Origin of the sequence: Metabacillus hrfriensis (assembly GCF_030127205.1) — a bacterium.
Taxonomy (GTDB): domain Bacteria; phylum Bacillota; class Bacilli; order Bacillales; family Bacillaceae; genus Bacillus_P; species Bacillus_P dongyingensis.
In genome coordinates this window covers 3,247,381-3,272,026 of record NZ_CP126116.1, presented here as the reverse complement: position 1 = coordinate 3,272,026, position 24,646 = coordinate 3,247,381, and the positions used below count along the sequence as shown (strand labels likewise).

At 39.1% G+C, this 24,646-nt stretch carries 30 protein-coding genes; 22 read left to right on the top strand and 8 right to left on the bottom strand.

Translation table 11 applies throughout. The annotated features are described in order from the left end of the window. Positions 1-4: 4 nt before the first annotated feature. From QLQ22_RS16035 to QLQ22_RS16015, 5 genes are all read left to right on the top strand, one after another. The gene (locus tag QLQ22_RS16035; RefSeq protein ID WP_223436077.1) at positions 5-787 is read left to right on the top strand and encodes a class I SAM-dependent methyltransferase; all 783 of its coding nucleotides are present in this window, start codon (positions 5-7) and stop codon (positions 785-787) included. Between the two features lie 27 nt (positions 788-814). Continuing rightward, entirely contained in the window at positions 815-940 is a 126-nt protein-coding gene (locus tag QLQ22_RS16030) for a YuzL family protein (protein ID WP_083328291.1), read from the top strand. A 303-nt stretch (positions 941-1,243) separates the two neighbouring features. Further along, entirely contained in the window at positions 1,244-1,828 is a 585-nt protein-coding gene (locus QLQ22_RS16025; protein WP_223443513.1) for a YpjP family protein, read from the top strand. Between the two features lie 16 nt (positions 1,829-1,844). Continuing rightward, positions 1,845-2,369: a phosphatidylglycerophosphatase A family protein gene (locus QLQ22_RS16020; RefSeq protein ID WP_070877888.1), complete on the top strand. Its 525-nt coding sequence runs from the start codon at positions 1,845-1,847 to the stop codon at positions 2,367-2,369. 197 nt (positions 2,370-2,566) lie between these two features. Next, positions 2,567-3,343 carry a TerC family protein gene (locus tag QLQ22_RS16015; protein ID WP_223436075.1) on the top strand — a complete coding sequence of 259 codons (777 nt, stop codon included), beginning with the start codon at positions 2,567-2,569 and terminating at the stop codon, positions 3,341-3,343. A gap of 52 nt (positions 3,344-3,395) precedes the next feature. On the opposite strand, the gene QLQ22_RS16010 is transcribed toward QLQ22_RS16015, so the two are convergent. Beyond that, complete coding sequence (locus QLQ22_RS16010) at positions 3,396-3,557, bottom strand: hypothetical protein (protein WP_223436073.1); 162 nt, start codon at positions 3,555-3,557, stop codon at positions 3,396-3,398. Between the two features lie 161 nt (positions 3,558-3,718). Here QLQ22_RS16010 and QLQ22_RS16005 point away from each other — a divergent pair, with 161 nt between their 5' ends. From QLQ22_RS16005 to QLQ22_RS15995, 3 genes are read left to right on the top strand one after another with little or no spacing between them, the layout of a single operon-like run. Then, positions 3,719-4,429, top strand: coding sequence for an anthrax toxin lethal factor-related metalloendopeptidase (locus tag QLQ22_RS16005; protein WP_223436071.1), 711 nt, complete (start codon positions 3,719-3,721; stop codon positions 4,427-4,429). Between the two features lie 53 nt (positions 4,430-4,482). Beyond that, positions 4,483-5,277 carry a thymidylate synthase gene (locus QLQ22_RS16000; protein WP_223436069.1) on the top strand — a complete coding sequence of 265 codons (795 nt, stop codon included), beginning with the start codon at positions 4,483-4,485 and terminating at the stop codon, positions 5,275-5,277. Beyond that, entirely contained in the window at positions 5,274-5,756 is a 483-nt protein-coding gene (locus QLQ22_RS15995; protein ID WP_223436067.1) for a dihydrofolate reductase, read from the top strand. Before QLQ22_RS16000 ends, QLQ22_RS15995 begins: the two co-directional genes overlap by 4 nt. Before the next feature lie 154 nt (positions 5,757-5,910). Here QLQ22_RS15995 and trhA read toward each other — a convergent pair whose 3' ends face one another. Both trhA and QLQ22_RS15985 read right to left on the bottom strand, forming a co-directional pair. Next, on the bottom strand, positions 5,911-6,552 hold the full coding sequence (gene trhA, locus QLQ22_RS15990) for a PAQR family membrane homeostasis protein TrhA (protein WP_284015201.1): 642 nt from the start codon (positions 6,550-6,552) through the stop codon (positions 5,911-5,913). Next, a complete protein-coding gene (locus QLQ22_RS15985; RefSeq protein ID WP_223443510.1) occupies positions 6,536-7,597 on the bottom strand; it encodes a sigma 54-interacting transcriptional regulator in 1,062 nt (353 codons plus the stop codon). The genes trhA and QLQ22_RS15985 overlap by 17 nt, the downstream gene beginning before the upstream one ends. A gap of 503 nt (positions 7,598-8,100) precedes the next feature. On the opposite strand from QLQ22_RS15985, the gene ilvA reads away from it, so the two are divergent. The 7 genes from ilvA (at position 8,101) to QLQ22_RS15950 (ending at position 13,079) form a co-directional block, all read left to right on the top strand. After that, positions 8,101-9,369, top strand: a complete 1,269-nt coding sequence (ilvA, locus tag QLQ22_RS15980) for a threonine ammonia-lyase IlvA (protein WP_223436061.1) — start codon at positions 8,101-8,103, stop codon at positions 9,367-9,369. Between the two features lie 102 nt (positions 9,370-9,471). Next, entirely contained in the window at positions 9,472-9,723 is a 252-nt protein-coding gene (locus tag QLQ22_RS15975) for a DUF2535 family protein (RefSeq protein WP_223436059.1), read from the top strand. A 181-nt stretch (positions 9,724-9,904) separates the two neighbouring features. Then, entirely contained in the window at positions 9,905-10,747 is an 843-nt protein-coding gene (locus QLQ22_RS15970) for a DegV family protein (RefSeq protein ID WP_223436057.1), read from the top strand. Positions 10,748-11,004: 257 nt separating this feature from the next. Then, positions 11,005-11,175, top strand: coding sequence for a hypothetical protein (locus QLQ22_RS15965; RefSeq protein ID WP_284015200.1), 171 nt, complete (start codon positions 11,005-11,007; stop codon positions 11,173-11,175). A gap of 256 nt (positions 11,176-11,431) precedes the next feature. Beyond that, positions 11,432-11,626 carry a hypothetical protein gene (locus QLQ22_RS15960; RefSeq protein WP_223436053.1) on the top strand — a complete coding sequence of 65 codons (195 nt, stop codon included), beginning with the start codon at positions 11,432-11,434 and terminating at the stop codon, positions 11,624-11,626. Positions 11,627-11,737: 111 nt separating this feature from the next. Beyond that, the gene (locus QLQ22_RS15955; RefSeq protein WP_223436050.1) at positions 11,738-12,310 is read left to right on the top strand and encodes an SCO family protein; all 573 of its coding nucleotides are present in this window, start codon (positions 11,738-11,740) and stop codon (positions 12,308-12,310) included. 136 nt (positions 12,311-12,446) lie between these two features. Next, entirely contained in the window at positions 12,447-13,079 is a 633-nt protein-coding gene (locus tag QLQ22_RS15950) for a cupin domain-containing protein (RefSeq protein WP_284015199.1), read from the top strand. Between the two features lie 86 nt (positions 13,080-13,165). Here the strand turns inward: QLQ22_RS15950 and QLQ22_RS15945 are convergent, their stop codons facing one another. Then, complete coding sequence (locus tag QLQ22_RS15945; RefSeq protein WP_284015198.1) at positions 13,166-14,329, bottom strand: oxalate decarboxylase family bicupin; 1,164 nt, start codon at positions 14,327-14,329, stop codon at positions 13,166-13,168. A gap of 402 nt (positions 14,330-14,731) precedes the next feature. Here QLQ22_RS15945 and QLQ22_RS15940 point away from each other — a divergent pair, with 402 nt between their 5' ends. The 5 genes from QLQ22_RS15940 to ypmT all read left to right on the top strand — a co-directional run bounded on the left by QLQ22_RS15940 (position 14,732) and on the right by ypmT (position 19,038). Continuing rightward, on the top strand, positions 14,732-15,520 hold the full coding sequence (locus QLQ22_RS15940) for an SGNH/GDSL hydrolase family protein (RefSeq protein ID WP_284015196.1): 789 nt from the start codon (positions 14,732-14,734) through the stop codon (positions 15,518-15,520). 26 nt (positions 15,521-15,546) lie between these two features. Beyond that, entirely contained in the window at positions 15,547-16,131 is a 585-nt protein-coding gene (locus tag QLQ22_RS15935) for a YpmS family protein (protein ID WP_284015195.1), read from the top strand. A gap of 317 nt (positions 16,132-16,448) precedes the next feature. Then, a complete protein-coding gene (locus tag QLQ22_RS15930) occupies positions 16,449-17,597 on the top strand; it encodes an FxLYD domain-containing protein (RefSeq protein WP_284015194.1) in 1,149 nt (382 codons plus the stop codon). A 114-nt stretch (positions 17,598-17,711) separates the two neighbouring features. Beyond that, entirely contained in the window at positions 17,712-18,827 is a 1,116-nt protein-coding gene (locus QLQ22_RS15925) for a S1C family serine protease (protein ID WP_284015193.1), read from the top strand. 13 nt (positions 18,828-18,840) lie between these two features. After that, the gene (gene ypmT / locus QLQ22_RS15920) at positions 18,841-19,038 is read left to right on the top strand and encodes a protein YpmT (RefSeq protein WP_223436036.1); all 198 of its coding nucleotides are present in this window, start codon (positions 18,841-18,843) and stop codon (positions 19,036-19,038) included. 48 nt (positions 19,039-19,086) lie between these two features. Here the strand turns inward: ypmT and QLQ22_RS15915 are convergent, their stop codons facing one another. Then, positions 19,087-19,317 (bottom strand): hypothetical protein, encoded by a 231-nt coding sequence (locus QLQ22_RS15915; protein ID WP_223436033.1) that lies wholly within the window; start codon positions 19,315-19,317, stop codon positions 19,087-19,089. A 168-nt stretch (positions 19,318-19,485) separates the two neighbouring features. Next, positions 19,486-20,247 carry a DUF4397 domain-containing protein gene (locus QLQ22_RS15910; protein ID WP_223436031.1) on the bottom strand — a complete coding sequence of 254 codons (762 nt, stop codon included), beginning with the start codon at positions 20,245-20,247 and terminating at the stop codon, positions 19,486-19,488. A gap of 150 nt (positions 20,248-20,397) precedes the next feature. Here QLQ22_RS15910 and QLQ22_RS15905 point away from each other — a divergent pair, with 150 nt between their 5' ends. After that, the gene (locus QLQ22_RS15905) at positions 20,398-21,198 is read left to right on the top strand and encodes an alpha/beta fold hydrolase (RefSeq protein ID WP_284015192.1); all 801 of its coding nucleotides are present in this window, start codon (positions 20,398-20,400) and stop codon (positions 21,196-21,198) included. Positions 21,199-22,494: 1,296 nt separating this feature from the next. Here QLQ22_RS15905 and QLQ22_RS15900 read toward each other — a convergent pair. Together QLQ22_RS15900 and QLQ22_RS15895 are read right to left on the bottom strand one after the other, a co-directional pair. Further along, a complete protein-coding gene (locus tag QLQ22_RS15900) occupies positions 22,495-22,743 on the bottom strand; it encodes a DNA alkylation repair protein (RefSeq protein ID WP_223436028.1) in 249 nt (82 codons plus the stop codon). A 78-nt stretch (positions 22,744-22,821) separates the two neighbouring features. Next, positions 22,822-23,247, bottom strand: coding sequence for a MarR family winged helix-turn-helix transcriptional regulator (locus QLQ22_RS15895; protein WP_284015191.1), 426 nt, complete (start codon positions 23,245-23,247; stop codon positions 22,822-22,824). A 181-nt stretch (positions 23,248-23,428) separates the two neighbouring features. Between QLQ22_RS15895 and msrA the strand changes: the two genes are divergently transcribed. Next, positions 23,429-24,376 (top strand): peptide-methionine (S)-S-oxide reductase MsrA, encoded by a 948-nt coding sequence (gene msrA, locus QLQ22_RS15890; protein WP_284015190.1) that lies wholly within the window; start codon positions 23,429-23,431, stop codon positions 24,374-24,376. The last annotated feature ends 270 nt before the right edge of the window (positions 24,377-24,646 follow it).

Sequence of the window (24,646 nt, the reverse complement as noted above, 5' to 3'; positions counted from 1 at the left end):
GACTTTGATTGTAACAACAGCAGGCAGGACAAATCTTGGGATGATCAAACTTGCTGAAGAGATTTCTTCAGATTTAAAAGCTGAATATAAAGCCCGAAAAAAACGATCCATTGCCAAAATGAAAGAAGAATATAAATCGGATGTACTCGTCGTTGGGCAGAACCGGCTCGAACTCCATGAGGAAGGGAACGCCGATCCTTTCTTCTTCCATCCTAACTCAGCCATGTTCCGCCTGAAACGATTGCAAAAAGGGGAGAGCGATCCTTTAATTTTTGCATCAGATTTAAAAGAAGGAGACCGTTTTTTAGATTGCACATTGGGACTTGGATCCGACAGTATAATAGCAAGCTACGCGGCAGGTGAAACAGGAATGGTCACAGCAGCTGAAGCAAATCCTTTCATTGCTTACCTTGTAGAAAAAGGTCTCAGCAAATGGGAAACAGGAATTGCCGAATTTGATAAATGTATGCGAAGAATCCAAGTTATAGGAATGAATCATGCGAAATACCTGCAATCCTTAGACACAAATTCATTTGATGTTGTCTATTTTGATCCAATGTTTGAGGAGCAAATAGATGAATCAAATGGGATCGAACAATTAAGGTTCCTGAGTGTGCATCAGGAGATTACAGAAGACATTATCAAAGAAGCTAAACGGGTGGCCAAGAAAAGAATTGTTTTAAAAAACCACTACAAAAGTTCTTCTTTTGAAAAACTTGGCTTTCATGTTTATAAACGAAAATCAGCGAAATTCCATTTTGGTGTGATAGAAATAAAAGATTCGTAAAAAATAGGATGAGGAGGTGCTCATCTAATGTCAAAACGCAAAAGTGACCCATCAAAGTCACAGCTTGGTTCTCCGGAAGTTGAAGGTCAGGGGACGACAGTAAGTGAAACTGGCCGCAAGCAATCTTCAGCAAATAAAAAGCAGAAACAGTAATCAGCAAAAAACTCATGGCGAGCGCCATGAGTTTTTTTAATCTGTTATTTCTGCGAATATAAAATATGCCAGAGTAACGAACGATGCAATAATAAATACTGATTCAAAACCCAATCTGATTCACTCCAATAGTGTGAAAGTATTTTATTTCCAACGTCTTCTTTAGTGTAAACTTTTTCATCTCTTTTTAAAACCCTTTAAGGCACTAGATTTTCTTTTTTTGCGAAAAATTTCTATAAATTTAGAATTTATCTATGATAGAATAATATTATAATAGGAAGACTGGGAGGAATAGAGAAAATGATGAACAAATGGATGCGGAAAACGCTGATCATCTTATTTACTATTGCAACCTTCGGAATGGTCGCTCCTCCAGCTGCCCTCACAGTCGAGGAACATTCCTCTGAAGATTCAACCGCTAAATTAACCAACTCAGACAAATACTTTTTCACTGATGAAACCGCTTACTGGCAACAGCCTAAAGAGTCCTGCATCTCAACTTTTGTTGAAGCAGCCGAGGTTCAGTCCTTTCAAAAATTCGGAGACAGAATCGGAACCGTCATTGAGGATGAATTCAGGCAGATCATTCTTCCGAAAATAGAAGAAGCCATAAAACAATATGTTGAAGAGTACTCTGATGAAGATATTCGGGATTTGGCCATTTCAAAAAAACCTGCAGACGGCAAAGGCGAGAAAATCTTTCACCTGTATAACAAACAGACAGGACAGGATGTGCTTAGATTTCATGTCCGCCGCGATCATCCGCCAAAGCAGGGGTATTGGTTTAATTTTCATTATCATACGCACCACGATTCTTTTCAAAAGCATCACGAACTTGGCAGCATCTACTGGAATCAGAACATGCCGCCAAATTGGATGACACATTAAAGGGGTGCAATGTCCATTGAGCAAATACACAATCGATGAAATGGTAAAAACGACGAAAGAAATGCTGAATGATAGGGGTGTTACATTAGAGGATATCGCTGATATTGTGATGACCCTGCAGCGAAAATACATCCCGAATATTACACTTGAAGATTGTGTTGAAAATGTAGAGAAGGTCCTTAATAAACGTGAAATTGTGCATGCCGTTTTAACCGGTCTTGCCCTTGATCAGCTAGCTGAGCAAAAATTGCTTCCGCAGCCGCTGCAGCATCTGGTTGAAACAGATGAACCTCTTTATGGCATTGACGAAATCATTCCGCTTTCCATCGTAAATGTATATGGCTCGATTGGATTGACCAATTTTGGTTATTTGGATAAAGAAAAATTTGGAATCATTAAGGCTCTGGATGAACACAGCGGAAATCGCGTGAATACATTTCTTGATGATCTGGTTGCAGCACTTGCCGCTGCTGCAGCAAGCAGAATGGCACACCGGGCCCGGGATATTGCAGATGGCAGACAGACTCAGGCAACAGTATAAAGATTCAAAGCGCATGAAATCATTTCATGCGTTTTTTTTGCTTTCATATGAAACTTTTCCTCCGCCCAAACGTATAGGCATATGGAGGATATTGAATAAAGATGTATATTTTATGACGAAACATCAAAATACTTAACAAGCAATCTTTTATTCAGTATAATGAAAAAGTTAACGTAATGTTTAGGAGGAAATGGTAGATGTCAATTTTGCAAGGAATGCTTGACACGTACGCACAATTTTTCAATTGGGAAATGTGGGGAGAAGTTCTTACTGATCCAGTTGCATGGGGACTTATCGGTACATTAGTTATTCTCGAAGGGTTATTATCAGCAGATAATGCTCTTGTACTGGCTGTAATGGTAAGACATTTACCTGAAAAGCAGCGAAAAAAAGCTTTATTCTATGGTTTGCTCGGAGCATACATCTTCCGTTTCATTGCGATAGGTGTCGGTGTATTCTTAATTAAACTATGGTGGGTTAAGATTTTAGGTGCAGCATATCTCGCTTGGCTTGCTGTGAAATACTTCATTGATAAATCAAAAGAAAATGCTGAAGGTGATGAAGAACACGGCGGCATTAATAAAAGTGGTCTTCTTATCCGTCTTTTCGGTACATTCTGGGGAACGGTTGTTGCAGTTGAATTAATGGATATTGCATTCTCTGTAGACAGCGTACTTGCAGCGTTCGGCGTCAGTGAGCAGGTATGGGTCCTTCTTCTCGGAGGAGTTCTAGGGGTTCTTATGATGCGCGGAGTTGCAGGAGTCTTCCTTAAATTGATCGACAGAGTTCCTGAACTTGAAACAACTGCATATATTCTTATTGCTTTAATCGCTATCAAAATGGGATTAAGCGTTGCAGGTGTTCATATTGAGCACTCCGTATTCTTCATCATCATCCTAGTGATGTTCGTAGGTACATTTGCTCTTAACTATTACCGCAAAAAATCAAGTCAAAGCAATAGCACTGGCGTTTGATCCGTCATTAAAAAAGCCGCATTTGCGGCTTTTTTTATTTGCCCTCGTATTTCTAAAGGATTCCTTTGAAATATAAATAAAAAATGGATATCAGTCCGATTGATGTGAGTCCGTCGAGAACCATGTAGCTTTTAAGCGTCATAACTTCAATCACTTCTTGTGTCAGCTGCTGCCGCTGTTGATAAGGAATATTCCTGTTTAATAGCATCCTCATGTTTTTCACCCAATTTCCATGATAATTTCCATCATATGGTGAAGTTTGCAAAAAAGTTACAGAGTCCAATATCTGTTCGGCACAAAATTAATATGTTACTATTTTCATATATATATTGTTCGAAACAATCAGAAAATCCTTCAAGGAGTTACACATATATTATGAAAATAAAACTGCTTGTTCTCTTCATCTCGCTTATATCGATGTTTTCTATCTATCAATTTGTTTTTGCAGATGCTTCGTCAGGCAGTCTTCTTGAAAATCATTCGCTTTCTTCTAAAGTCTCGCTGACTTCCGGCTCTTCGCTATACAAAATGGTTTATTTACCTGAAAATTCCTTTTCGGAAAAGGATGCAGAAGTTATGCTGGGCAATTTAAATCATGTCCATCCTATGATTTTGACAAAAGCTCTGCAGCAAAACGTGACTATTAAATTGTTTACAGGGAAGCTGACTGATGAAGAGGGACTTGAGCACTTATCAGGACGGACTCCCCGGGGCTATTCAGCGAAATCAGATTGGGACAGTGTGCCGGGTATGACGGAAAACAACAGAGTCTTTGTCAAGATTGGCCACAGTCAATATGGCCTGGGACATGGTTCAGTTTCGCTTGAGCTTCATGAGTTTGCACATGCCGCTGATCGGAATGTTTTTTCAAACATAAGAAGCAATCCTTTTTATTTGAATATATGGAAGAAGGAGGCCAGCTTGCTCTTTTCAGGAAAAACATACTTTCAGCGTTTTCCAGAAGAATATTTTGCTGAGATTTTTGCTATGTATTATTTGAATGAAAAAACAAAAGATGAGCTGCGTCAAAAGGCTCCGCTGTCTTATAGATTTATTTCAAAACTTCACAAAACGGTAGAAAACTAGAGTAACTTCCTATACAATTATCTCTAGTATCTAAACGAAGGAAGTGTCTTTAAATGAAGCAATATTTGGACTTATGCAAACACGTGCTGCAATCTGGAACCGTAAAAGAAGACCGGACAGGAACTGGAACAATCAGCACATTCGGATATCAAATGAGATTTGATTTAAAAGAAGGATTTCCTCTTTTGACTACGAAAAAGCTTCACTTGAAGTCAATCATACATGAACTAATCTGGTTTTTGCGGGGAGATACGAACGTAAAATACCTGCAGGAAAATGGAGTGCGCATCTGGAATGAATGGGCGGATGAAAATGGCGAGCTTGGTCCTGTATACGGACATCAATGGCGCTCATGGGCAGGGGCGGACGGTCAGACGGTTGATCAGATCTCAAAGCTGATAGACCAAATTAAAAACAATCCTGATTCACGCAGGCTCATTGTGAGTGCATGGAATCCTGCAGATGTCGATGAAATGGCACTGCCTCCGTGTCATTGTTTTTTTCAATTTTACGTAGCTGACGGCAAGCTGTCCTGCCAGCTTTACCAGCGTTCTGCAGACGTTTTTCTTGGTGTGCCATTTAACATTGCATCCTATGCATTATTAACGATGATGGTGGCTCATGTGACAGATTTAGAACCGGGTGAGTTTGTTCATACGTTTGGAGATGTGCATATTTATAAAAATCATCTTGAACAGGTAGATCTTCAGTTAACCCGTGATGCACGGGCGCTTCCAAAAATGAGACTGAATCCTGATGTAAAGTCAATTTTTGATTTTACATATGAAGATTTTACATTAGAAGGCTATGATCCGCATCCTCATATTAAGGGAGCAGTCAGCGTATGATTTCAATGATTGTGGCGATGGATGAAAATCAGTTAATAGGGCGCAACAATGATCTTCCTTGGCGAATCCCGGCAGATTTGGCTTATTTTAAAAAGGTTACGATGGGACATCCCATCCTGATGGGAAGAAAAACGTTTGATTCGATTGGAAAACCTCTGCCTGGCAGAGAGAATATCGTTCTTACTAGAAATGAGCAGTATTCACATGAAGGAATTAAAGTTATTCATTCATTGGATGAAGTGCTCGTAAATGAAGCTTATGCAGATCAAAATCTATTTATCATCGGCGGAGCTGAAATTTTTAAAGAGTGTCTTTATTCAGCAGACAGACTGTATGTGACAAAAATTTATGAAACGTTTGAGGGAGATACTTATTTTCCTGAGTTTAAAGAAGATCTTTACAAAATCATTCATAGGGAAAAAGGTCCAAAAGATGAAAAAAACCCGTATGATTATGAATTTATCGTTTTTGAAAAATAGAAGATTCAATCAAAAGCCTCTCGCCTAATGAGGGGCTTTTCTTATGAACAATGGATGAAGAAACAAGACATGGTTAAAAAAATCAGCTGAAGAATTAAAGGATATAATCGCAAAAACTCTCAAAGGCAAAGCCATCTGAGAGTTTTTTTATTACCTATATAAATGGTACATCCGGTACATAGAACAGGACACAGAAAAACATAGCTGCACTGCCGGCTAAAACAAAGCCGTGCCAGATTGCGTGGTGATATGGTATTTTTCGCCATACATAGAAAATCGCTCCGATCGTATACAGCAGTCCTCCAGTAAGGAGCAGCGCAAATCCTTCAGGACTCAAAAATGCATATAGAGGTTTTATGGCGATAATAATCAGCCATCCCATCAGGATATAGGCAAGTGTTGATAAAATAACAAACTTCTTAACAAAGAAAATTTTCAGCACGATTCCTGCAATTGCAAGTCCCCAAACAATACCAAGCAGGGTAAAGCCCAGTGTTCCCCGGAGAGGAACAAGCAGAAACGGTGTATATGTGCCTGCAATCAGCAAATAGATGGCGGAATGATCCAAAACTTCAAAAACATCCTTTGCCTTGCGGTGAGGAATTGCGTGCAGCAAGGTTGAAAAAAGATATAAAAGGATCATAGTTGCGCCAAAGATTGAAAAGCTGACAATATGCCAGGCGTCACCGTATTTTGAAGCAAAGATGATTAGATAGACCAATGCGGGTATACTTAGCAGGACACCAATCCCATGTGTTATGGCGTTTGCAATTTCTTCTTTAATCGAGTACTCCATTTTGCGCTGCCTCCTTGTTTATCGTTTGAAGATTTTCCGTTAAGGACTGAAGAAAATCCAGGCCTTCAAGGGTAATTTTCGTTCCTGCACGTCCCCGTCCTTTTGTCACATAATCATTTTTCTCGAGAAAATCGAGTCGATGCCTTACCTGCTGAGGAGTTAGAGGATGACGCGAATTCTTGCTGCTGTCCGAGATTATTCTCCGGCTTGCAGGTTCCCCTTCCTCATTGCTTGAACGGATGGATTCCAGAATAAAAAGATATTCTTGTTTGTCCATGAGAGTAAGCGGCTTATCCTTTTGATTTTTTGGTTCTTTTTTCTGTTTGGCAGACTCCTGCGACATGAATGGTTCTTTAGGAAGATCGTGCAGCTGAATGGAACGGCCGTCACAGACTGTCAGTAAATAATCCATTGTGTTCTTCAGTTCAAGCACATTTCCAGGCCATTGATATTTCGTAAGAATGTCCAAAACCGTTTTATCCATGCGGACGTCCTGGCCCCGCTGCTTTATAAATGAAGCGGACAGGATAGGAATATCGCTGCTCCGCTCGTTTAAAGACGGCAATGTCAGCTTTAATACGTTTAAATAATAGTAGAAGTCTTCGCGCAGGCTTCCTTCATCAATTAATGCTTTTAAATGAACAGTTGATGAGGCTATAATTCGTACATCCACCAAACCAGGCTTTGAAGATCCAATTCTCTGCACTTGTTTCTCCTGCAGAACACGAAGCAATTGCGCCTGAAGTTTCATACTCAGGCCTGAAATTTCTTTAAGAAAAACAGTTCCGCCATCAGCCTTTTCAAAAAGCCCCTGTTTATTATCTTGTACATTGCCGAAAAGTTCATATTCCAGGACATCTTCTGAATATGTACTGCAGTTTATTGCGGCAAACGGCTTTTGTGCCCGCCCTGACTCATTATGGATGGCATTTGCAAACATTTGCTTGCCGGTTCCGGTTGAACCTTCAATAATGATGGGCAAATCTGCTTTTGCGAGCTTTTTTGCTATATATTTTTTTTCAATGAAAAGAGGATGGTCTCCAATAATATCATCAAAATAATAAGCGGATGCATGTTTTTCGATGATTTTCAGCTCCTTATTTGATTAATTGGGTTTATTATAACACCCAAACACAACTAATTGGAACCAATAAAATTATTTTTTTAGGAAATTTTAAGATCAAAGGACAGGCTGAGCTCAAAGAACATGCTTTACCCGGGGATGAAATGGTGATAGAGGAAAGTCGCTTCCCGAGTTAAAAAGGGACTGTGTCATCGAGCATTAATCCCTTTTTAACTGTTCCTCTGACCAGTTTTCACTGATCCATTATGATATTTCGTGTTCCGAGTTGAAAACCTTACCGCTCGTAATGATCAAAAAACGGCCATTGTCTTCATCTGCTGCAATCAGCAGCTTTAAGTTCAAATTCCAAGAAAAGAACCTCCGATGTTAAGAAATTATGAGAATTTTTTAATAATAACTTTTAATTATGAATATTCATGATATAATGTTCCAATTAAATCATTGATGCAGAAAGGATTTTACCTATGAAACAAATGATGAATCTTGAACCCGCGCTACATGTGGCAGACATCTTAAAGGCGCACCATTTGTTAAAAGATGTTGTCATTCATACACCTCTTCAAAAAGATGAACGCCTTTCTGAAAAATATGATTGCAGCGTCTATTTGAAACGAGAAGATCTTCAGATAGTCCGTTCTTTCAAATTAAGAGGCGCCTATAACAAAATTAAACAGCTGACAAAAGAAGAAACCGTTAATGGTATTGTTTGTGCCAGCGCCGGGAATCATGCGCAAGGAGTAGCCTATTCCTGCAAGCAATTGAATATTCATGGCAAAATCTTTATGCCGTCTACAACCCCTAGACAAAAAGTATCCCAGGTAGAGCTTTTCGGGCGAGGGCATGTTGAGATTATTCTTACGGGCGACACGTTTGATGATTCATATAAAAAGGCAAGAGAATGCAGCGAGTCAGAGAATAGGGCCTTTATTCATCCATTTGATGATTTAGATGTCATCGCCGGACAGGGAACGATTGCCATTGAGATTCTTAATGACTGTGATGCAGAGCTTGATTATGTATTTGCAAGTATTGGAGGCGGAGGACTGATATCTGGAATCGGGAGTTATTTTAAACAAGTTTCCCCGGGCACGAAGGTCATAGGCGTTGAACCTGAGGGGGCACCTTCTTTTGCGGAATCGATTACAGCCGGAAAAGTAGTGGAGCTTGCCAATATTGATAAATTTGTGGACGGAGCAGCAGTGAAACGGATTGGAGATCACAATTTCTCGATTTGCAGACAGACTGTGGATGATCATATCCTTGTGCCGGAGGGAAAAGTTTGCACCACGATTTTAAGCCTGTACAATGAGAATGCAATTGTTGCGGAGCCTGCAGGTGCTCTTCCAATCGCTGCCCTTGATTTTTACAGAGACGAAATCAAGGGGAAAAACATTGTCTGTATTGTGAGCGGAGGTAATAATGACATTGGCCGCATGCAGGAAATGAAAGAGCGCTCGCTTATGTATGAAGGGCTGCAGCACTATTTTATTGTGAATTTTCCTCAGCGCGCCGGCGCACTTAGAGAATTTCTAGATGAAGTGCTCGGTCCAAACGATGACATTTCCAGATTTGAATATACGAAAAAGAACAATCGCGACAGCGGACCTGCATTTGTTGGGATTGAGCTGAAAAACAAAGAGGACTACACGGGTTTGCTGAATAGAATGCAGCGAAAAGGTTTTCCATTTACTGAAGTGAAAAAAGACAGCAGTTTATTTCATCTTTTCATCTGATTTTTTGGATGAAAATTTTAGCCTTTACTGACACAATTAGACAGACTTCTGCTTTTAGTTGGGTTATAATATAAGAAACGGGTGAAAAAGAGGATTGATAACTTGTTATTCAAGAGCCTAGAGTTCAAGCTGTTAAATGGACATAAGGTAAAAATCACAGATATTCCAGTATTGGAGGAAGATAATCAATACCGATTTCTCGTTCAAATCCGACTGCAGACGTTTTTATCAAAAATCACAGCACATAAGCATCCAAACGATATTTATTCGTTCAGGGATTACTTAAAAAAAACAATAAAGTGGCCAGATTATGAAGCCATTTATCAACCTGACATTTTAAAACATAACGCATAGCACGCCTTAAGACCGCATAGACAAATTGCGGTCTTTTCTTTTGTTAAAATGAGAATAAAATATCCATTTTATTTAAAAGCTAGGAAAGAGTTTTATATAAGAATTGAAAGCAAATAAGATTGAAACATCTTTAATTGAGGGTATAATACAAGATAGTTAGATTAATAGGGAAGTGATACTATTGACAAAGGTTAAAATTGTGACTGATTCCACAGGAGATCTAAGTCATGAAATGATTGAAAAATACGATATTAATGTCATTCCGCTGACGATCGTGATTGACGATGAGTCTTATCTTGACCGTGTGGACATAGAGCCGGAAGAATTTATAAAAAAGATGAAAGAAGCGGTCGAGCTTCCAAAAAGCTCTCAGCCGCCTGCTGGAAAGTTTGCACAAGTTTACGATGAACTTGGTGCAGACGGCAGCAGTATCATTTCTATACATATGACCGGGGGCATGAGCGGCACCGTTCGTTCAGCTGAAAGTGCAGCAGGTATGACAGATGCAGATGTTACAGTAATCGACTCCATGTTTATTTCAAGGGCACTGGCCTTTCAAGTGATTGAAGCTGCAAAAATGGCCCAGGCAGGTGCCTCCAAACAGGAAATTCTCGAACGGATTGAACACATTCGCAAAAACAGCCAGCTTTTCGTAACAGTAGATACACTTGAAAATTTGGTGAAAGGCGGCAGAATTGGCCGAGGCAAAGCTATGATTGGTTCACTTCTTAATATCAAGCCGATTGCGTCGCTTGCAGATGGCGTTTATACTCCTGTTACAAAAGTGCGGAGCCACTCACAAATTGTGAAATTTCTGGCCAAACAGTTCGCGGAAGATGTGAAAAACAAAACAGTAAAAGCTGTTGGCATCGCGCATGCAGATTCATTAGCCCTTGCAACAAACTTAAAAAATACTCTCCTCGAAATGAATGCAGACTATCCAATTGATATATGCTACACAACACCTGTTATTTCAACACATACTGGTCCAGGTGCCATAGGATTTATGTATTTTGCTGAATAGAGATAATGACGCATGGGGAAATCCATGCGTTTTTTTATGAGTTCTTTCTAGTTCACTTTATAAAGGGAATTAATTTTGTATAATCCGAAAGTAATGGAATTAATTATTAAAATCATCGGAGCACAATAGATCCTGATAATTTAACCAGTATAAAGGCGATATATGCAAGATTATGTGCATGTTTTCAGAAAATTGAAACCTTCCATCCTGACAAACGTATATATATAGGAAGTATCCTATGAAGCAGGTGATCAAAAATGCTTTGGATCATTCTATTAACACCTCTGCTCCTTATATCTGCCCTCGCCATCTATTCTGACAAAGTATCCGGAATGAGTCTTCCTGAACACTCAAAACAGGATGAGCATTCAGGTTTTCTATCAGGAAATGCAATGAACAGCAATGGAGGAGACGGAAACTCATTCTAGATTTAAAAAACGGATGTTCCACTTTGGGAAATCCGTTTTTTTCTGCTCAAACTTCAGGCTTCTCAGTATCTGTCACCAATTATGCAATCATACCCGAGAAGATGATAGCGGATTTAGATCAATATTATCAGCGGAAAAATGACGAAGTAGGAATGCTGCTAAAACCGATGATTGATTTTATACCAATTTTTATAAAAAAAACACCCCGAAAATAGCGGGAGGACCTCTGCACGACCTGCTGACCCTATGGGGTGCAGTGAATGAAAAGCAAATAACTCTTGTAGAAAAGCCTGTTAAAATTATTCTTGAATCTGAATATGCGAGAGGACAGAGTATAGCAGACTTCAGACCTTATAAAACCCTTGCTGATTACCCCGTCCACAGAATTGCGGTTAAATTTAACTATGATGCTTTTATTGCTGATTTTGAGAGCATCATGAAGGGAAGGTAATTGTGTCAATCATTTGAACTGTGTAACCACTTTCAAGCATATGCTTCCCAATCTCTCAATGTTTTGATAAACTTTTCATATTGGATTATATAGGAAAGGTGACACCCTGCAATGAAAAAACACTATATACTATTATTTTTACTTGCTATTACTCTCTTATCAGGATGCGGTTCCAGCGGAATAAAAGGGGCTCTTAATTATGAAATTGATGATTTTTCCTACATAAATCAGGATGGAAAGAAAGTTGGTTTAAGCGATCTAAAAGGGGAAGTATGGGTAGCTAATTTTATTTTTACAAGCTGTGATACGGTTTGTCCGCCAATGACGGCGCATATGACCGAACTGCAGAAGCAGATGAAAGAAGCTGGATTAGATGTGCGTCTTGTCTCATTCAGTGTTGACCCTGAAGTTGACACACCCGAGAAATTAAAGGAATTTGCAGGCAGATATCCTCTTTCCCTTGAAAATTGGGATTTCTTGACCGGATATTCTCAAAAGGAAATCGACAACTTTGCTAAAAACAGCTTTAAAACGATTGTTCAAAAGCCTGAAGGGCAGGATCAAGTCATTCACGGAACATTGTTTTATTTAATTGATCAGAACGGCAAGGTCATGAAAGACTATGACGGTGTGGAAAATGTAGCATATGATGAAATTATTGATGATGTAAAAAAGATACAATAGTGAAAAAATCCGCAAATTGCGGATTTTTTTTAGTACAGATAATGTTTCAAAATAAATCTGATCTTCACCTATTGGATTTACGAAGAATACAATACACCTAAATTGGCGATCAAATCAAAGAGGTGAAGGGAAAGATATGGTTTCATATATAGATTATACTTCTCCATCCGTTCAATACACGTTTGACGTAAATAAAAGCACCTTATTTAAAAAGGACAGCAGAAATTATATAAACGTCTTAGGGATAAAACAGCTAAATAGTCTGGAAAATGTATCTCTGCTTGATATATTTCTTAGTGCTCAAAATGTTGTGGAGCCGCATTATCATCAAAATGCAGCCGAGCTGGTCTATTGTATTTCAGGAGCTGCTGTTGTTTCTATCCTAAACCCATATACAAAACAAATTCTCAATTACCCGATTACTCCAGGGCAAGTGGCTAATGTTCCCCAGGGCTGGTGGCATTACGAAATAGCAACAGCTGACCATACTCACCTTTTGGCTATTTTTGATGGTTCAAGCCCTGAGGTGATTTTAGGGTCTGACATCTTAAAATTCACACCTTCAAATATTATGGCTCATACTTATTGTCTTGATGAAAATCAATGGAAAAAAGCAACTGAGCCGATTAAACCATCAACATATATTGGTCCTTATAAGAACTGCGGGCAAGAACGTGCAGGAAATACAAAACAAATCTATCATCAAAATTATCCACATCAATCTTATGGGCAATCATATGCACCTGCCGGGTACTATACTGGGTATTAATAGAACAATATGATACTTGTTCTTCAGCCAATAAGCATTCTGATTAAAAGTCATGCGGCTCAGAACATTTGAGCACTTTCAGATTATTAAACCACAGGCCGCTTTTGTTTACGAAGAGCCTCCATCAGCTCTGGAACAGCATTAATATTTTCACGGACTAAATCCTTTGGGGTAAGGGCCATCCATTGATTTAAAGATATGTCTGCAAACCGGTCGCTTTTAAATATCTCAAAGAACCACAGGGTTTCAGTGCCGGTATTCTCAATATAATGGCCATAGGCAAATGGAACATATCCAACATCACCGGCACGATAATCAAATGTCCGTGCTCTGCCATCAGCTGCAAAGACTGTCATTCGGCCAGTACCTGTAAGGTAATATTGCCATTCATCGTTATTGGGATGCCAGTGCATTTCCCTCATTGCACCAGGTTTGATTTCTACCAAAGCAGCTGCTATGGTTTTTGAAATGGGAAAGGTTGAAGAGTCAACTATACGTACAGATCCTCCTGGTGTTACGATTGGTTCTTGCTCATGCACTTTATGGATTAAACTTTCTGGGACAGTACCATAAGGATCAGGTACAATTTGGCTTTCAAGGGATCCAGGAACCTGTGCCTGAAATATATATTTTTGCTGTGTTGGAATTTGGGCAAAAGCAGTTTCAGGCACACCGAAATTCTTTCCCAGTACTTCCTTCGGTGTGTGTGCAAACCAATCAGATATCGAAAGTGTATTCAGATCAGAAAAGCTTCCATCGTCAAATACAAGGAGAAATTCACATCCTTCTTCCAACCCTTGAATGGAGTGCGGGATTCCAGGAGGAAAATACCAAAGATCTCCTTGCTCAACATCCGCTATAAAGTTTCGGCCATTTTGATCTACTGCTGTGATCCTCGCCTTGCCAAGAATCATATAAGACCACTCTGCTTGCTGATGCCAGTGCAATTCCCTAATTCCACCCGGCGTCAAACGCATATTGACTCCTGAAAGTGTAGTAGCAATCGGCAGTTCTCTAATTGTGATTTCTCTAGACCAGCCGCCATGATTTAATTGCATATGTGTGTCAGAAAAAGAGAATTTCAAGTTCGGTAAACTTCCGGCATCTGTTACAGGCGGAACCAGTAAATCAGGATTTTCAATGTCACGCATGATGTCCCGCGGACCAAGATCTGTAGCACCGGCACCATCTTCTCTAATGGGCTGGGGTATATTTTTACGAATGGATCTCTTTGAGAGCGGCGATTCCATAATACCTGCTCCTTTCATCAACAGCTTAATTTTTTAATCTGCTTTTTAATATATGCGCAAATCACTGAATGAGATGTTAAGTATCTAAGCGATAGAAAAAACGCTATTTTTCTAAGAGGGAAAATAGCGTTTTTTTATAAAACTTTTATTACATAGACGGTTCCTTCATATATTTGAGAATCAATTGAATACAGGGAAAATGATGATCGAAAAAAACAGCATTCCTGATGGTTCTTTTTAAGATTCAATACCGCTGTGAAAGTATAACCTGTCAAGATGAGGCATCAATGTTAATTGTATGGAAGCATAAATGAATAGACTCATACTCATCCGTTTTTACTGTAACTGTACGCAATTACATGATATAATCATAGGCTAAAAGAACGGTGAAAGGGGATGATTATGATACGGAATCTGTTTATTTTGCTCATGGGATTACTGATGCTTCTTTCCGGATGTAATGCTTTATCAGGGAATCCTGCTGATATGGCTGCAAAACCGGTCAATAATAAAGAGCATCTGATGAAGGAACCCATCCCCAAAAACTTTGTCCCAAGTAATTTAAATGTAGTTGCTATTGGAGATTCATTAACCGCCGGAGTAGGAGATGCCGATAATAATGGAGGCTACGTCGGGGATGTCAGCGATTTGCTGCAGCGCGAAGAAAACATTTCCTCTGTAGATGTGTCTAATTTTGGAGTCAGAGGTCATAAAACGACAGATTTGATAAAAGTTCTTGGAAATGAAAAAGTCATTGAAAAATTGAGAGATGCCGATATCATTTTGATGACAATTGGCGGAAATGATATTATGAAGGTTACACGCAATCATATAATAAACCTTAAACTTGAACCATACCGAGAGGAACAGCCTCTTTTTGAAAAACGGTTCAAAAAAATCATGAAAACGATTCGGACAGCAAACCCTGATGCAGTCATTGTTTATACAGGCTTATATAACCCTTTTAAGTATATGCTCCCTGAGCTCAGTGAAATTGACACGATTGTAGAAGAATGGAATCAGACATCAAACCGCATTATCATGGAAGATGGAAATGCCATTTTTGTCCCTATCCAAGACCTCTTTTCTAATAAATCAGTTGGAAAACTTCTATATATTGATGAGTTTCATCCGAGTGAAACAGGGTATTCATTAATAGCAGACAGGGTATACTCAAACCTCTCAGACTAGATTTAAAAAGATTGGATGATTACTGTATGAGAAAATGGAAAACAGCCTTTATTGTTTTACTCAGCTTAAACCTCGTCTTTCTGCTTTTTATCATCGTATCGCCTTTTCTGCCTGCTGAAAGGCCCAAAACGGAGACAGCAGAGCTGACAAGTTCAGATACGATACCTTTTACCGTGAGTTCTTCAAAAAAAGATCTAAATTTGCTGATTAATTATTACCTGGTTAAAGAAGCAAAAGCAAAAGAGCTGAATTACCGCGTAGAGCTTGACGAAGAAGTGAATTTATACGGAACCGTAAAAGCATTCAATAAAGACGTTGATCTTACTCTTTCATTCGATCCTCAAGTGAAAGAAGACGGCAATATGCTGCTTAAAGTGAAGCAATTATCTATAGGCCGTCTGCCTATACCTGTTCCTTACGTCATGAGCTATATTAAAAAGACCTATCCATTGCCGGATTATGTATACATTGATCCGAAAAATGAAAGCATTGATGTTCAAATTACGGAGCTTGAATTTAAAAATAACCTGCGTGCTAAAGCAGAATCATTTGATCTGAAAAATGACGATATAAAATTTAAATTGTTTGTTCCAATGGATATTCAAAATTGATTACGTTAAAAACACCATATTCTGACTTGAATATGGTGTTTATTTATTTGAAAATCATTCAAAAGTCACCGAATGATTCGCTTTAAGTGAATTTAAGGCTGTAAAAATGAATGAATGCTACCTATGGTAGAAACTTCATTTTCAGGAGCATACGCTTTCACAGATTCCTAAGTTAGATGTATAGGAATTAAGTCATATGTTCAGTGGATTAATAAGAAAAAATGAGGGTAGAAGGATCATAATGAAGCATGTATACTTATGAAAGATTTCGTCGAAATTAGGCGGTTTAGGACATGCCAGCAGAGGAGGCAACCTCAATGCAATGTCATTATTGCGGAGAAAGAGAGATTGAAAAATTCTCAAACTATTGTCCGCATTGCGGAAATAAATTATTCCTGAATGACAGGGACCGGAAACTCTATCGGTTATCCAAACGTTCTTTATACATACTTCCTGCTGCGAGCTTTGTTTTGGTTTCAAGTCTATTATTTGCTGTATACGAGCATGAAGCAGCAAAAAATGAAGAAGTAGTTAAGCTTCAAAAAAAAGCAGAGCAATCAGCTTTAGCAGGAGAATACAATAAAGCACTTCAATATGCTGAAAAGGGCATCCATTTAAGAAGTGGATATGATGTGCTAAAACAGGAAAAAGAGCTGATTATGCTCATTCAGGAATATAATCAGGATCTAGAACAAATTAAAGAACATATTCAAAAAAGCAACTATGATCAAGCCTCAACAGAGATAGATTTATTAACCAGAATTATCAGCGGACATACATCTCCCCTTTACAGCCGTCTGCAGTCTGAACTCAGCAAAGCAGACATGAATGTGACAGTCGGAGAAATCAAAGAACAAATAAATGAACTGAATTCCATTGATCAGTTAGCTGAAAAGCTTAAAGAGGTCACTGTGCTTGATGCAGCTGAAGCAGACATAGTGAAAGAACAAATCAAATCTAAAATGGTGATGATTGGTTCATTGAATGCTGAAGAGGATTTAACTCAAAAGCAATTCAACTCAGCCATTTTGATAGTGGATAAAGCATTGCAATATGATGGTGACAATGAAAAGCTACTGTCTTTAAAAGATAAGATCCTTTCTGAGAAAACGGCATTCGAACAGGCTGAACAAAAAAGGATAGAGAGAGCTGTTACAGCTGCAAAAGAAGAAAAACGCTTAAAAGATGAAGCTGTTAAGGTGTTAGAAACAAAAGTGACAGTAGATGAATTCGGAGATGCAAAGACCTCAGGAAAAATTAAAAACACTTCTAAATCTGCCATTCACTCTATAACCGTCCAATTCACGGTTTCAGACAAAGATGGAAAAGAGATTGAAAGAGGCAAAACAAACGTCTATCCGAATGAATTGAAACCGGGAAAAGAGGCAGCCTTTGAACACATCACGTATGGCGTAAATGACGAAGTTGTCTTCACTATTGAAAATATCATATGGTACCAAGACTAATTCCTGTTTTACCGATGGGCATTTGTAATACGTGACGTCGATGGGCCGCTTCAGTCGGTCCATTTAGCAATCAGCTTTGTGCCGAATTTATTAAAGGATAAGAAAGGCAGGAATATGAAAAAATACTGGGTGATAAGCATCACATTGTCTATTTTAATTATTTCAGCAGGTGTTTTTGGCTATTTCCGCATTCAGCATTCTGCAGCAGAAAATGTATTCGCCGAGTCAGAAATCCTCCTTGAAAAGAATGAAAAGCAGAAGGAGACGGAACTTGAATTAAAAGAAATTATCAGGGAAGCCCAAAAGAAGGTTGTAATGGTGGAGCTTGCAGATGGAACAGTTGGTTCAGGGTTTCTTTATAATAAAAAGGGAGACATTATCACAAACGCGCATGTCGTCGCAGGTGTTGAAGATGTTAAAGTCAGAACCACCGATGCGAAAGGATTTGACGGGAAAGTGATTGGAATCAGCACTGAAACAGATGTGGCGTTAGTGAGAGTAGAAGCATTAAAGAATCAGGAGCCGGTGCGGATATCAAAGCATCATGATGCAGAGCTGGGAGAGGAAATATTAGCGCTTGGAAGTCCGCTTGGATTGCAAAATACTGTTACTACAGGAATCATCAGCGGAACAAACAGAGATTTTGATCTGCCTCCCTACAAGTATTCGGGAGTTCATCAGATTTCTGCACCCATAGCACCTGGAAACAGCGGGGGACCCCTTTTGGATCGGAAAGATGGACAAGTCATCGGAATGAATTCCGCCAGAATGGAAGAAGGAGAAATCGGATTCAGCATACCTATTGAAGATATACTTCCACTAGCAGAAAGCTGGTCACAAAACCCGATGAAATCTCTTCCAACAGATCTAGGTCTTGACGTTTCAGAGGAAATAAGTGAAAATAAAAAGTTAGAAACAGCTGATTATTTAATCAGCTACTACATAGAAAGTGTTAACTTCCATGACTATGTTACGGCCTATTCATTATTAGGGAGCAGTTTGCAGTCTGAATTGTCATATGAAGCCTTTAGAAAGCAGTTTAACAATTTGTTGTCCATCAAAATTCAACATCTCAATACAGTAAAAAAAGGTGAAAAGATTCAAGTAGATGCAGACATAATCGCTGAGATTAAACAAAACAGCAAAAAAACTGAGCAGAAATATAAAGCTTCTTATATAGTGGCATATGAAAATGAACAGGCAAGAATAATTGAAGAAAAGAAAAAGTGAAGGGGTGATGTGAATGAAAGATATATTTATGTTATTTAGTGTGGCGGGCTTATTCATTTCCATGTATTTTGGAGGAATTGCTTATTTTGCCTATGTAGAGGAAAAAACAGATGAGGTGTTTATGAATGTCTCATATTGTGCAATTTTCCTGAGTGCAGCGGTTTATTCTCTTCATTTAAAAGATGAAAAGAAAAGACAGAAAAACAATTAATCCATTACAAAGAGGAGGCGGTATGCCTCCTTTTTGTCTATCTGACTATTATTTGCCTTCTTCAGTTTCTTCTTCAGGAGCTTCTTCAGTTCCTTCTTCAGGAGCTTCTTCAGTAGTTTCTTCTTCAGTGCCCTCTTCAGTAGTAGTTTCTTCTTCTGTACCTTCTGTTTCTTCCGTGCTGTCTTCTTCAGGTGCGTCCGTTTCTGTGTCGTTACAAGCAGTCATTAATGAGATCGCCAATAAAGAAGCCCCAACTTTTAATAGCATATCTTTCTTCATTTTCTTTTTCCTCCCTTGTAACCTATCTGAATGAGATTTTTTAACCTGCATGTCTGCTGGTCAAACTCATCATAATCGATTTTTGGAGGGAAAATGTCATTTTTACGAAAACTGAACATGCTTTTTACATTCGCTTATTAATTTTACAATTTGTTAAAATTTGTTTTTTTATCCAATAGTTACGATTACTTCTAGCTGTGGTGTGCCATTTGCAAAGCCAACAGCAAAAATCGTATAGGCTGTATCTGCCTTAAATTGAACTTTAGGGACAGTCAGGACGACATTATCCGTTTCGGCGATGCGAATTTCCAAATCTACTCTTCCTGGAGCCACTTTAATGTTTTTGGTAGCCTCGAGAAATGGAACATTTTTAAAGAGGATGTCACCATTTTTAACGGCAATGTCAACTGCAGGAGCATCAGGAGATAAGTGGACAAACTTAACACTTGCTTCGCCTGCCGGCACGAACGTTCTATCAACAAATGGAATCAGCCTGAGTGCGGATAGATTTCCTGCTGCCGCAATCGTGTAAGTAATTCCCGGCAGCAGCATATACATATCTGTCAGAACAGGACGGTTGGTTGTTCCGGCAGCATAAAGATCTACCCTGTACTGTCCTGCAGGAAATTGGAGATAGTCACTGATTTCTTTGTATTTTACATTTTGCAGAGTCAGTTTCCCGTTAATGTAAATATCTACAGCCGGGGCGTCTGGCGATGCATGAATCACTCTTACTCTTGACATTCCGGGCTCCAATTGAGCCTGCGGAAAACGTGCAGCCTGATATTGCATGCTATAAATCCATTTTTGCATCTCATTTAAATGTTTTTGATAATACATGACATGCTTCTGAGGATCGCTGTACTTGTAAAATTGGGCAAGCATGTCATACATTATAGCTTTTTCGGAATATTTATTTTTCTCATTCATATAAGCGCACTCCCATCTATTCATTCGTCATTAACATATGAGGGGAGATAGGTGTTTGTCACTATTTTTTTTTTATTCCACTAAACCATGTTTCAGTTGGCAGCAAGGAGGGTAGCTTACTCTTGAGGTCTAAATCTGGAGGAATTTAAAATGGAGCATTATGATCAAAACGTTGGAGAAGTCACACTGTCTTACTCAGACGATGGAGCCGGACATTGTATTATTCTGCTGCACGGGTTTTGCGGCAGCCGCGAATACTTTAATAAAATCATTCCAGAACTGTCAAAAAAGCATCGCGTTATTGCTGTTGACTTAAGAGGGCATGGCCATTCAAGCACAGCTAAGGGTGATTACAGGATTGAACAAATGGCGGACGATATTGCTAAATTGATTCAAGTTCTCGAAATTGACAAAGTAACCATGATCGGCCACTCTCTGGGAGGATATGTTACACTTGCATTTGCAAACCGGTTCTCAGATATGCTTCACTCATTTTCACTTCTGCATTCAACAGCACTTCCTGATGATGAAGGCGGAAAAGCTAATCGTGAAAAGGGAATGAAACGGATTAAGGAAGAGGGAATAGAAGGATTTGTTGAAGACTTAATTCCAAAGCTTTTTGCTCCAGGAAATTTGGAAAGATTAAAGGGTGAAGTGGAGTCAGCAAAACAAATCGGTTTTAAAACCTCTCAGTACGGGGCTATAGGTGCATTAGAGGCTATGAAAAACCGCGCTGATCTTCAGGAGGTGCTGAAAAAAGAAGAACTGCCCATTCTGGTAATAGCAGGCAGAGAAGATCAAATCATTCCTGCAGAAAAAACGTTTTTACATAAGGGAAATCATATAACTGAACGCCTGCTTGAACACAGCGGGCATATGGGAATGCTTGAGGAGCCTGAAAAATTAACGGAAATCATCTTTGAATTCCTTGAAAAAAACGGCAAAATATAGATGGAAATGGTTACTGAATTGATGTTCAATTTAGTAACCATTTTTTATTGTTTTTAATGGCTTGTTGCTCAAATGGGGTTGGCTGTTTAATGGATTAGCCGTAAGACAGATTTGGGTAATTGCTGAACTTTATGAGTATCAAAACCATTTAGTAGTCCATTTTTTAAGAATCATCTGCTTTGTATGAGTCCTAAAACCCGGGAGAACGCCTGAATGAGGACTCAATCGCGCTGTGTGAGTTCTCAAAAACTCAAGTGTAGTCCAGTTAGAGTACTCAATCGCGATGTATGAGTTCTTAAAATTCCGAAATAGTCCAGTTAGAGTACTCAATCGCACTGTATGAGTTCTCAAAATCCGGAATTAGTTTAGTTAGAGTACTCAATCGCGCTGTATGAGTTCTCAAAATTCCAATGTAGTTCAGCTTGAGTACTCAACCGTGCACTATGAGTTCTTAAAATCCGGAATTAGTTCAGCTAGAGTACTCAACCGCGCTCTATGAGTTTTCAAAATCCGGAATTAGTTCAGTTAGAGTGCTCAACCGGGCACAATGAGTTTTCAAAATCTCGAATTAGTTCAGTTAGAGTACTCAACCGTGCTCTATGAGTTCTCAAAATCCCGATGTAGTTCAGCTTGAGTACTCAACCGGGCACAATGAGTTCTCAAAATCCCGATGTAGTTCAGCTAGAGTACTCAACCGGCTCTACGAGTTTTCAAAATCCGGAATTAGTTCAGCTAGAGTACTCAACCGCTCTCTATGAGTTCTCAAAATCCGGAATTAGTCCAGTTAGAGTACTCAATCGCGCTCTATGAGTTCTCAAAATCAGAATTAGTTCAGTAAGAGTACTCAATCGCGATCTATAAGTTCTCAAAATCCGGAATTAGTCCAGTTAGAGTACTCAATCGCGCTCTATGAGTTCTCAAAATCCCGAAATAGTCCAGTTAGAGTACTCAAACGCGCTCTATGAGTTCTCAAAATCCCGAATTAGTCCAGTTAGAGTACTCAATCGCGCTGTATGAGTTCTCAAAATCCCGAATTAGTTCAGTAAGAGTACTCAATCGCGATCTATAAGTTCTCAAAATCCGGAATTAGTTTAGTTAGAGTACTCATCGCGCTCTATGAGTCCCCAAAACCCAGGAGTTGTCCAGTTTGAAGACTCAATCTGCCTATATGATTGCAGTTGAGATTGTTTTTATAAAGAAAAAAATAATAACACAAAAAAACGCCTAGAAAGAATCACTAAGCGTTTTCTAATGTTTAATTATATGGATTTTCTCAACCAAATGACTCTAAGCGTTTTAATTTTGATTCAATTGGGCAAGCTTCACAAACGTAAGTTCATCCTCAATCAATCCGCACACGCCGCATTGAACTTTGTAATGCGGGCCTTTATAGGCAATATGGAAAGGATCGAGTGCTTCTTGAGAAAATTCCTGAACAACGCTTCCGGTTTGAGGATCAAGCTTAACGGACTTTGGTGTCTGTTCAATTAAGTTAAACCTTGTTCGATTCGTTTTGCAGTTCGGACACAGATAAGGTGCAGTCATATTGAAACCTCCTCTTGTTATAGGGGTATTTTTTCCATAACAAGTGAAGATTATGTATTTGCCTGAGATTACTGAACTCTATTTGGAGCGGTCGAGTTTTCCGAAAAGCTGAATCAGCTGGTAAAGCTCTTCATCTGTATAGCATTCAAAGCGCTTTGAAAAAAATTCGGTTTTCTTATTTTCAAATTCTGCTAATACAAGATGTCCATTTTCAGTGAGTTCAATCACGGTGATGCGGCGATCGTTTGGAGACCTTTTTCTTGTAATCAGCTCTTTGGCAATCAGAGAATCCGTTACGGTTGTAATATGGCTTGCCGAAACATCCAGCTCTTTAGCCAATACGCTTGAATTTAACGGTCCGTTATCTTTTAAGCTCTTCAGAACAATAAATTCGTTTCGCGACAATACGTTGCTGAGCACATGGTTAATTTCATTTCTGAGCTGCCGAACGATATTCCTCATTAAGGATTCCATTTCATACATCATTTGTTCACGATTTTCCACTTCCAGACCTCCCGGGCAGAACAATAGAGAACGGCATCGTTCATCTACATAAATATTCATTAAATGTAATGAAACAAACATAGATTGTCAAGAAGAACGGAGGAAGAGAGCAGAATTCTGGGATTTAAAACTGGAAATGATATAATTGGAACATAGATTCACTCGAAAAGGAGGAAATAAGATGACTGAGAAAAAAACAGAGCTTGCCACATTTGCTGGTGGCTGCTTCTGGTGCATGGTTCAGCCTTTTGATGAACTGCCTGGCATTATCAGCGTAACTTCAGGCTATACTGGCGGACATAAAGAAAATCCAACGTATGAAGAAGTCTGCAGTGAGACAACCGGTCATTATGAGGCCGTGCAAATTGCATTCAATCCTGATATTTTTCCGTACGAGAGATTGCTTGAACTATACTGGCAGCAAATTGATCCTACGGATGCAGGAGGCCAATTTTTTGACCGAGGAGATTCTTACCGCACAGCTATCTTCTTCCATAATGAAAAGCAGCAGCAGCTTGCGGAAGAATCAAAGAAGCAGCTTGAAGAAAGCGGACGCTTTAAAAAGCCGATTGTTACAGAGATTTTGCCGGCCAAACCGTTTTACGAGGCAGAAGACTACCACCAGCAATACTATCAAAAAAGTCCTGTAAGATATAATCAGTACCGCAAAGCCACAGGCCGCGATGCATATATAAAAAACCATTGGGACAAAAGCAATCTGAAAGAAAAACTAACGCCTATTCAGTATGAAGTCACTCAAAACAATGGCACGGAGCGTCCATTTCAAAATGAGTATTACGATCTAGAACAAGACGGTATTTACGTGGATATCGTTTCAGGTAAACCGCTTTTCAGTTCAACAGATAAATACGATGCAGGCTGCGGCTGGCCAAGCTTCACCCAGCCAATTACAGAACATGAAGTTGTAGAGAAAAAAGATCTTTCTCATTTCATGATCCGAACGGAAGTTAGAAGTAAATCTGCGGATTCACATCTCGGTCATGTATTTAACGACGGACCAGGTCCAAACGGTCTCAGATACTGCATTAACTCAGCAGCACTCCGATTTGTTCCTAAAGAAGAACTTGAAAAAGAGGGATACGGAAAATATTTGGTGCTTTTTCAATAGAACAGAAAAGCAAGAGGACAGCCTTCAGGCTGTCCTTTTTTTTGGAGGCGCAATTTATTATCTGAAAATCATTCTAATGTCTTCGATAATAAATTGCGGAAAATCGATAATAAAAGTGAGCATTGGGATAATAAATGTCCCATTTTCGAAAATAGAACTGAAATAGAGCCAGCTGTTCAAATAGTTATCCCTGAAAATACCTTCCTGCCATATCTGTTTTTCAGCAAAAGTTTTTCCGTCCAGGACAACATCGATTGCCGGGCATCTGGA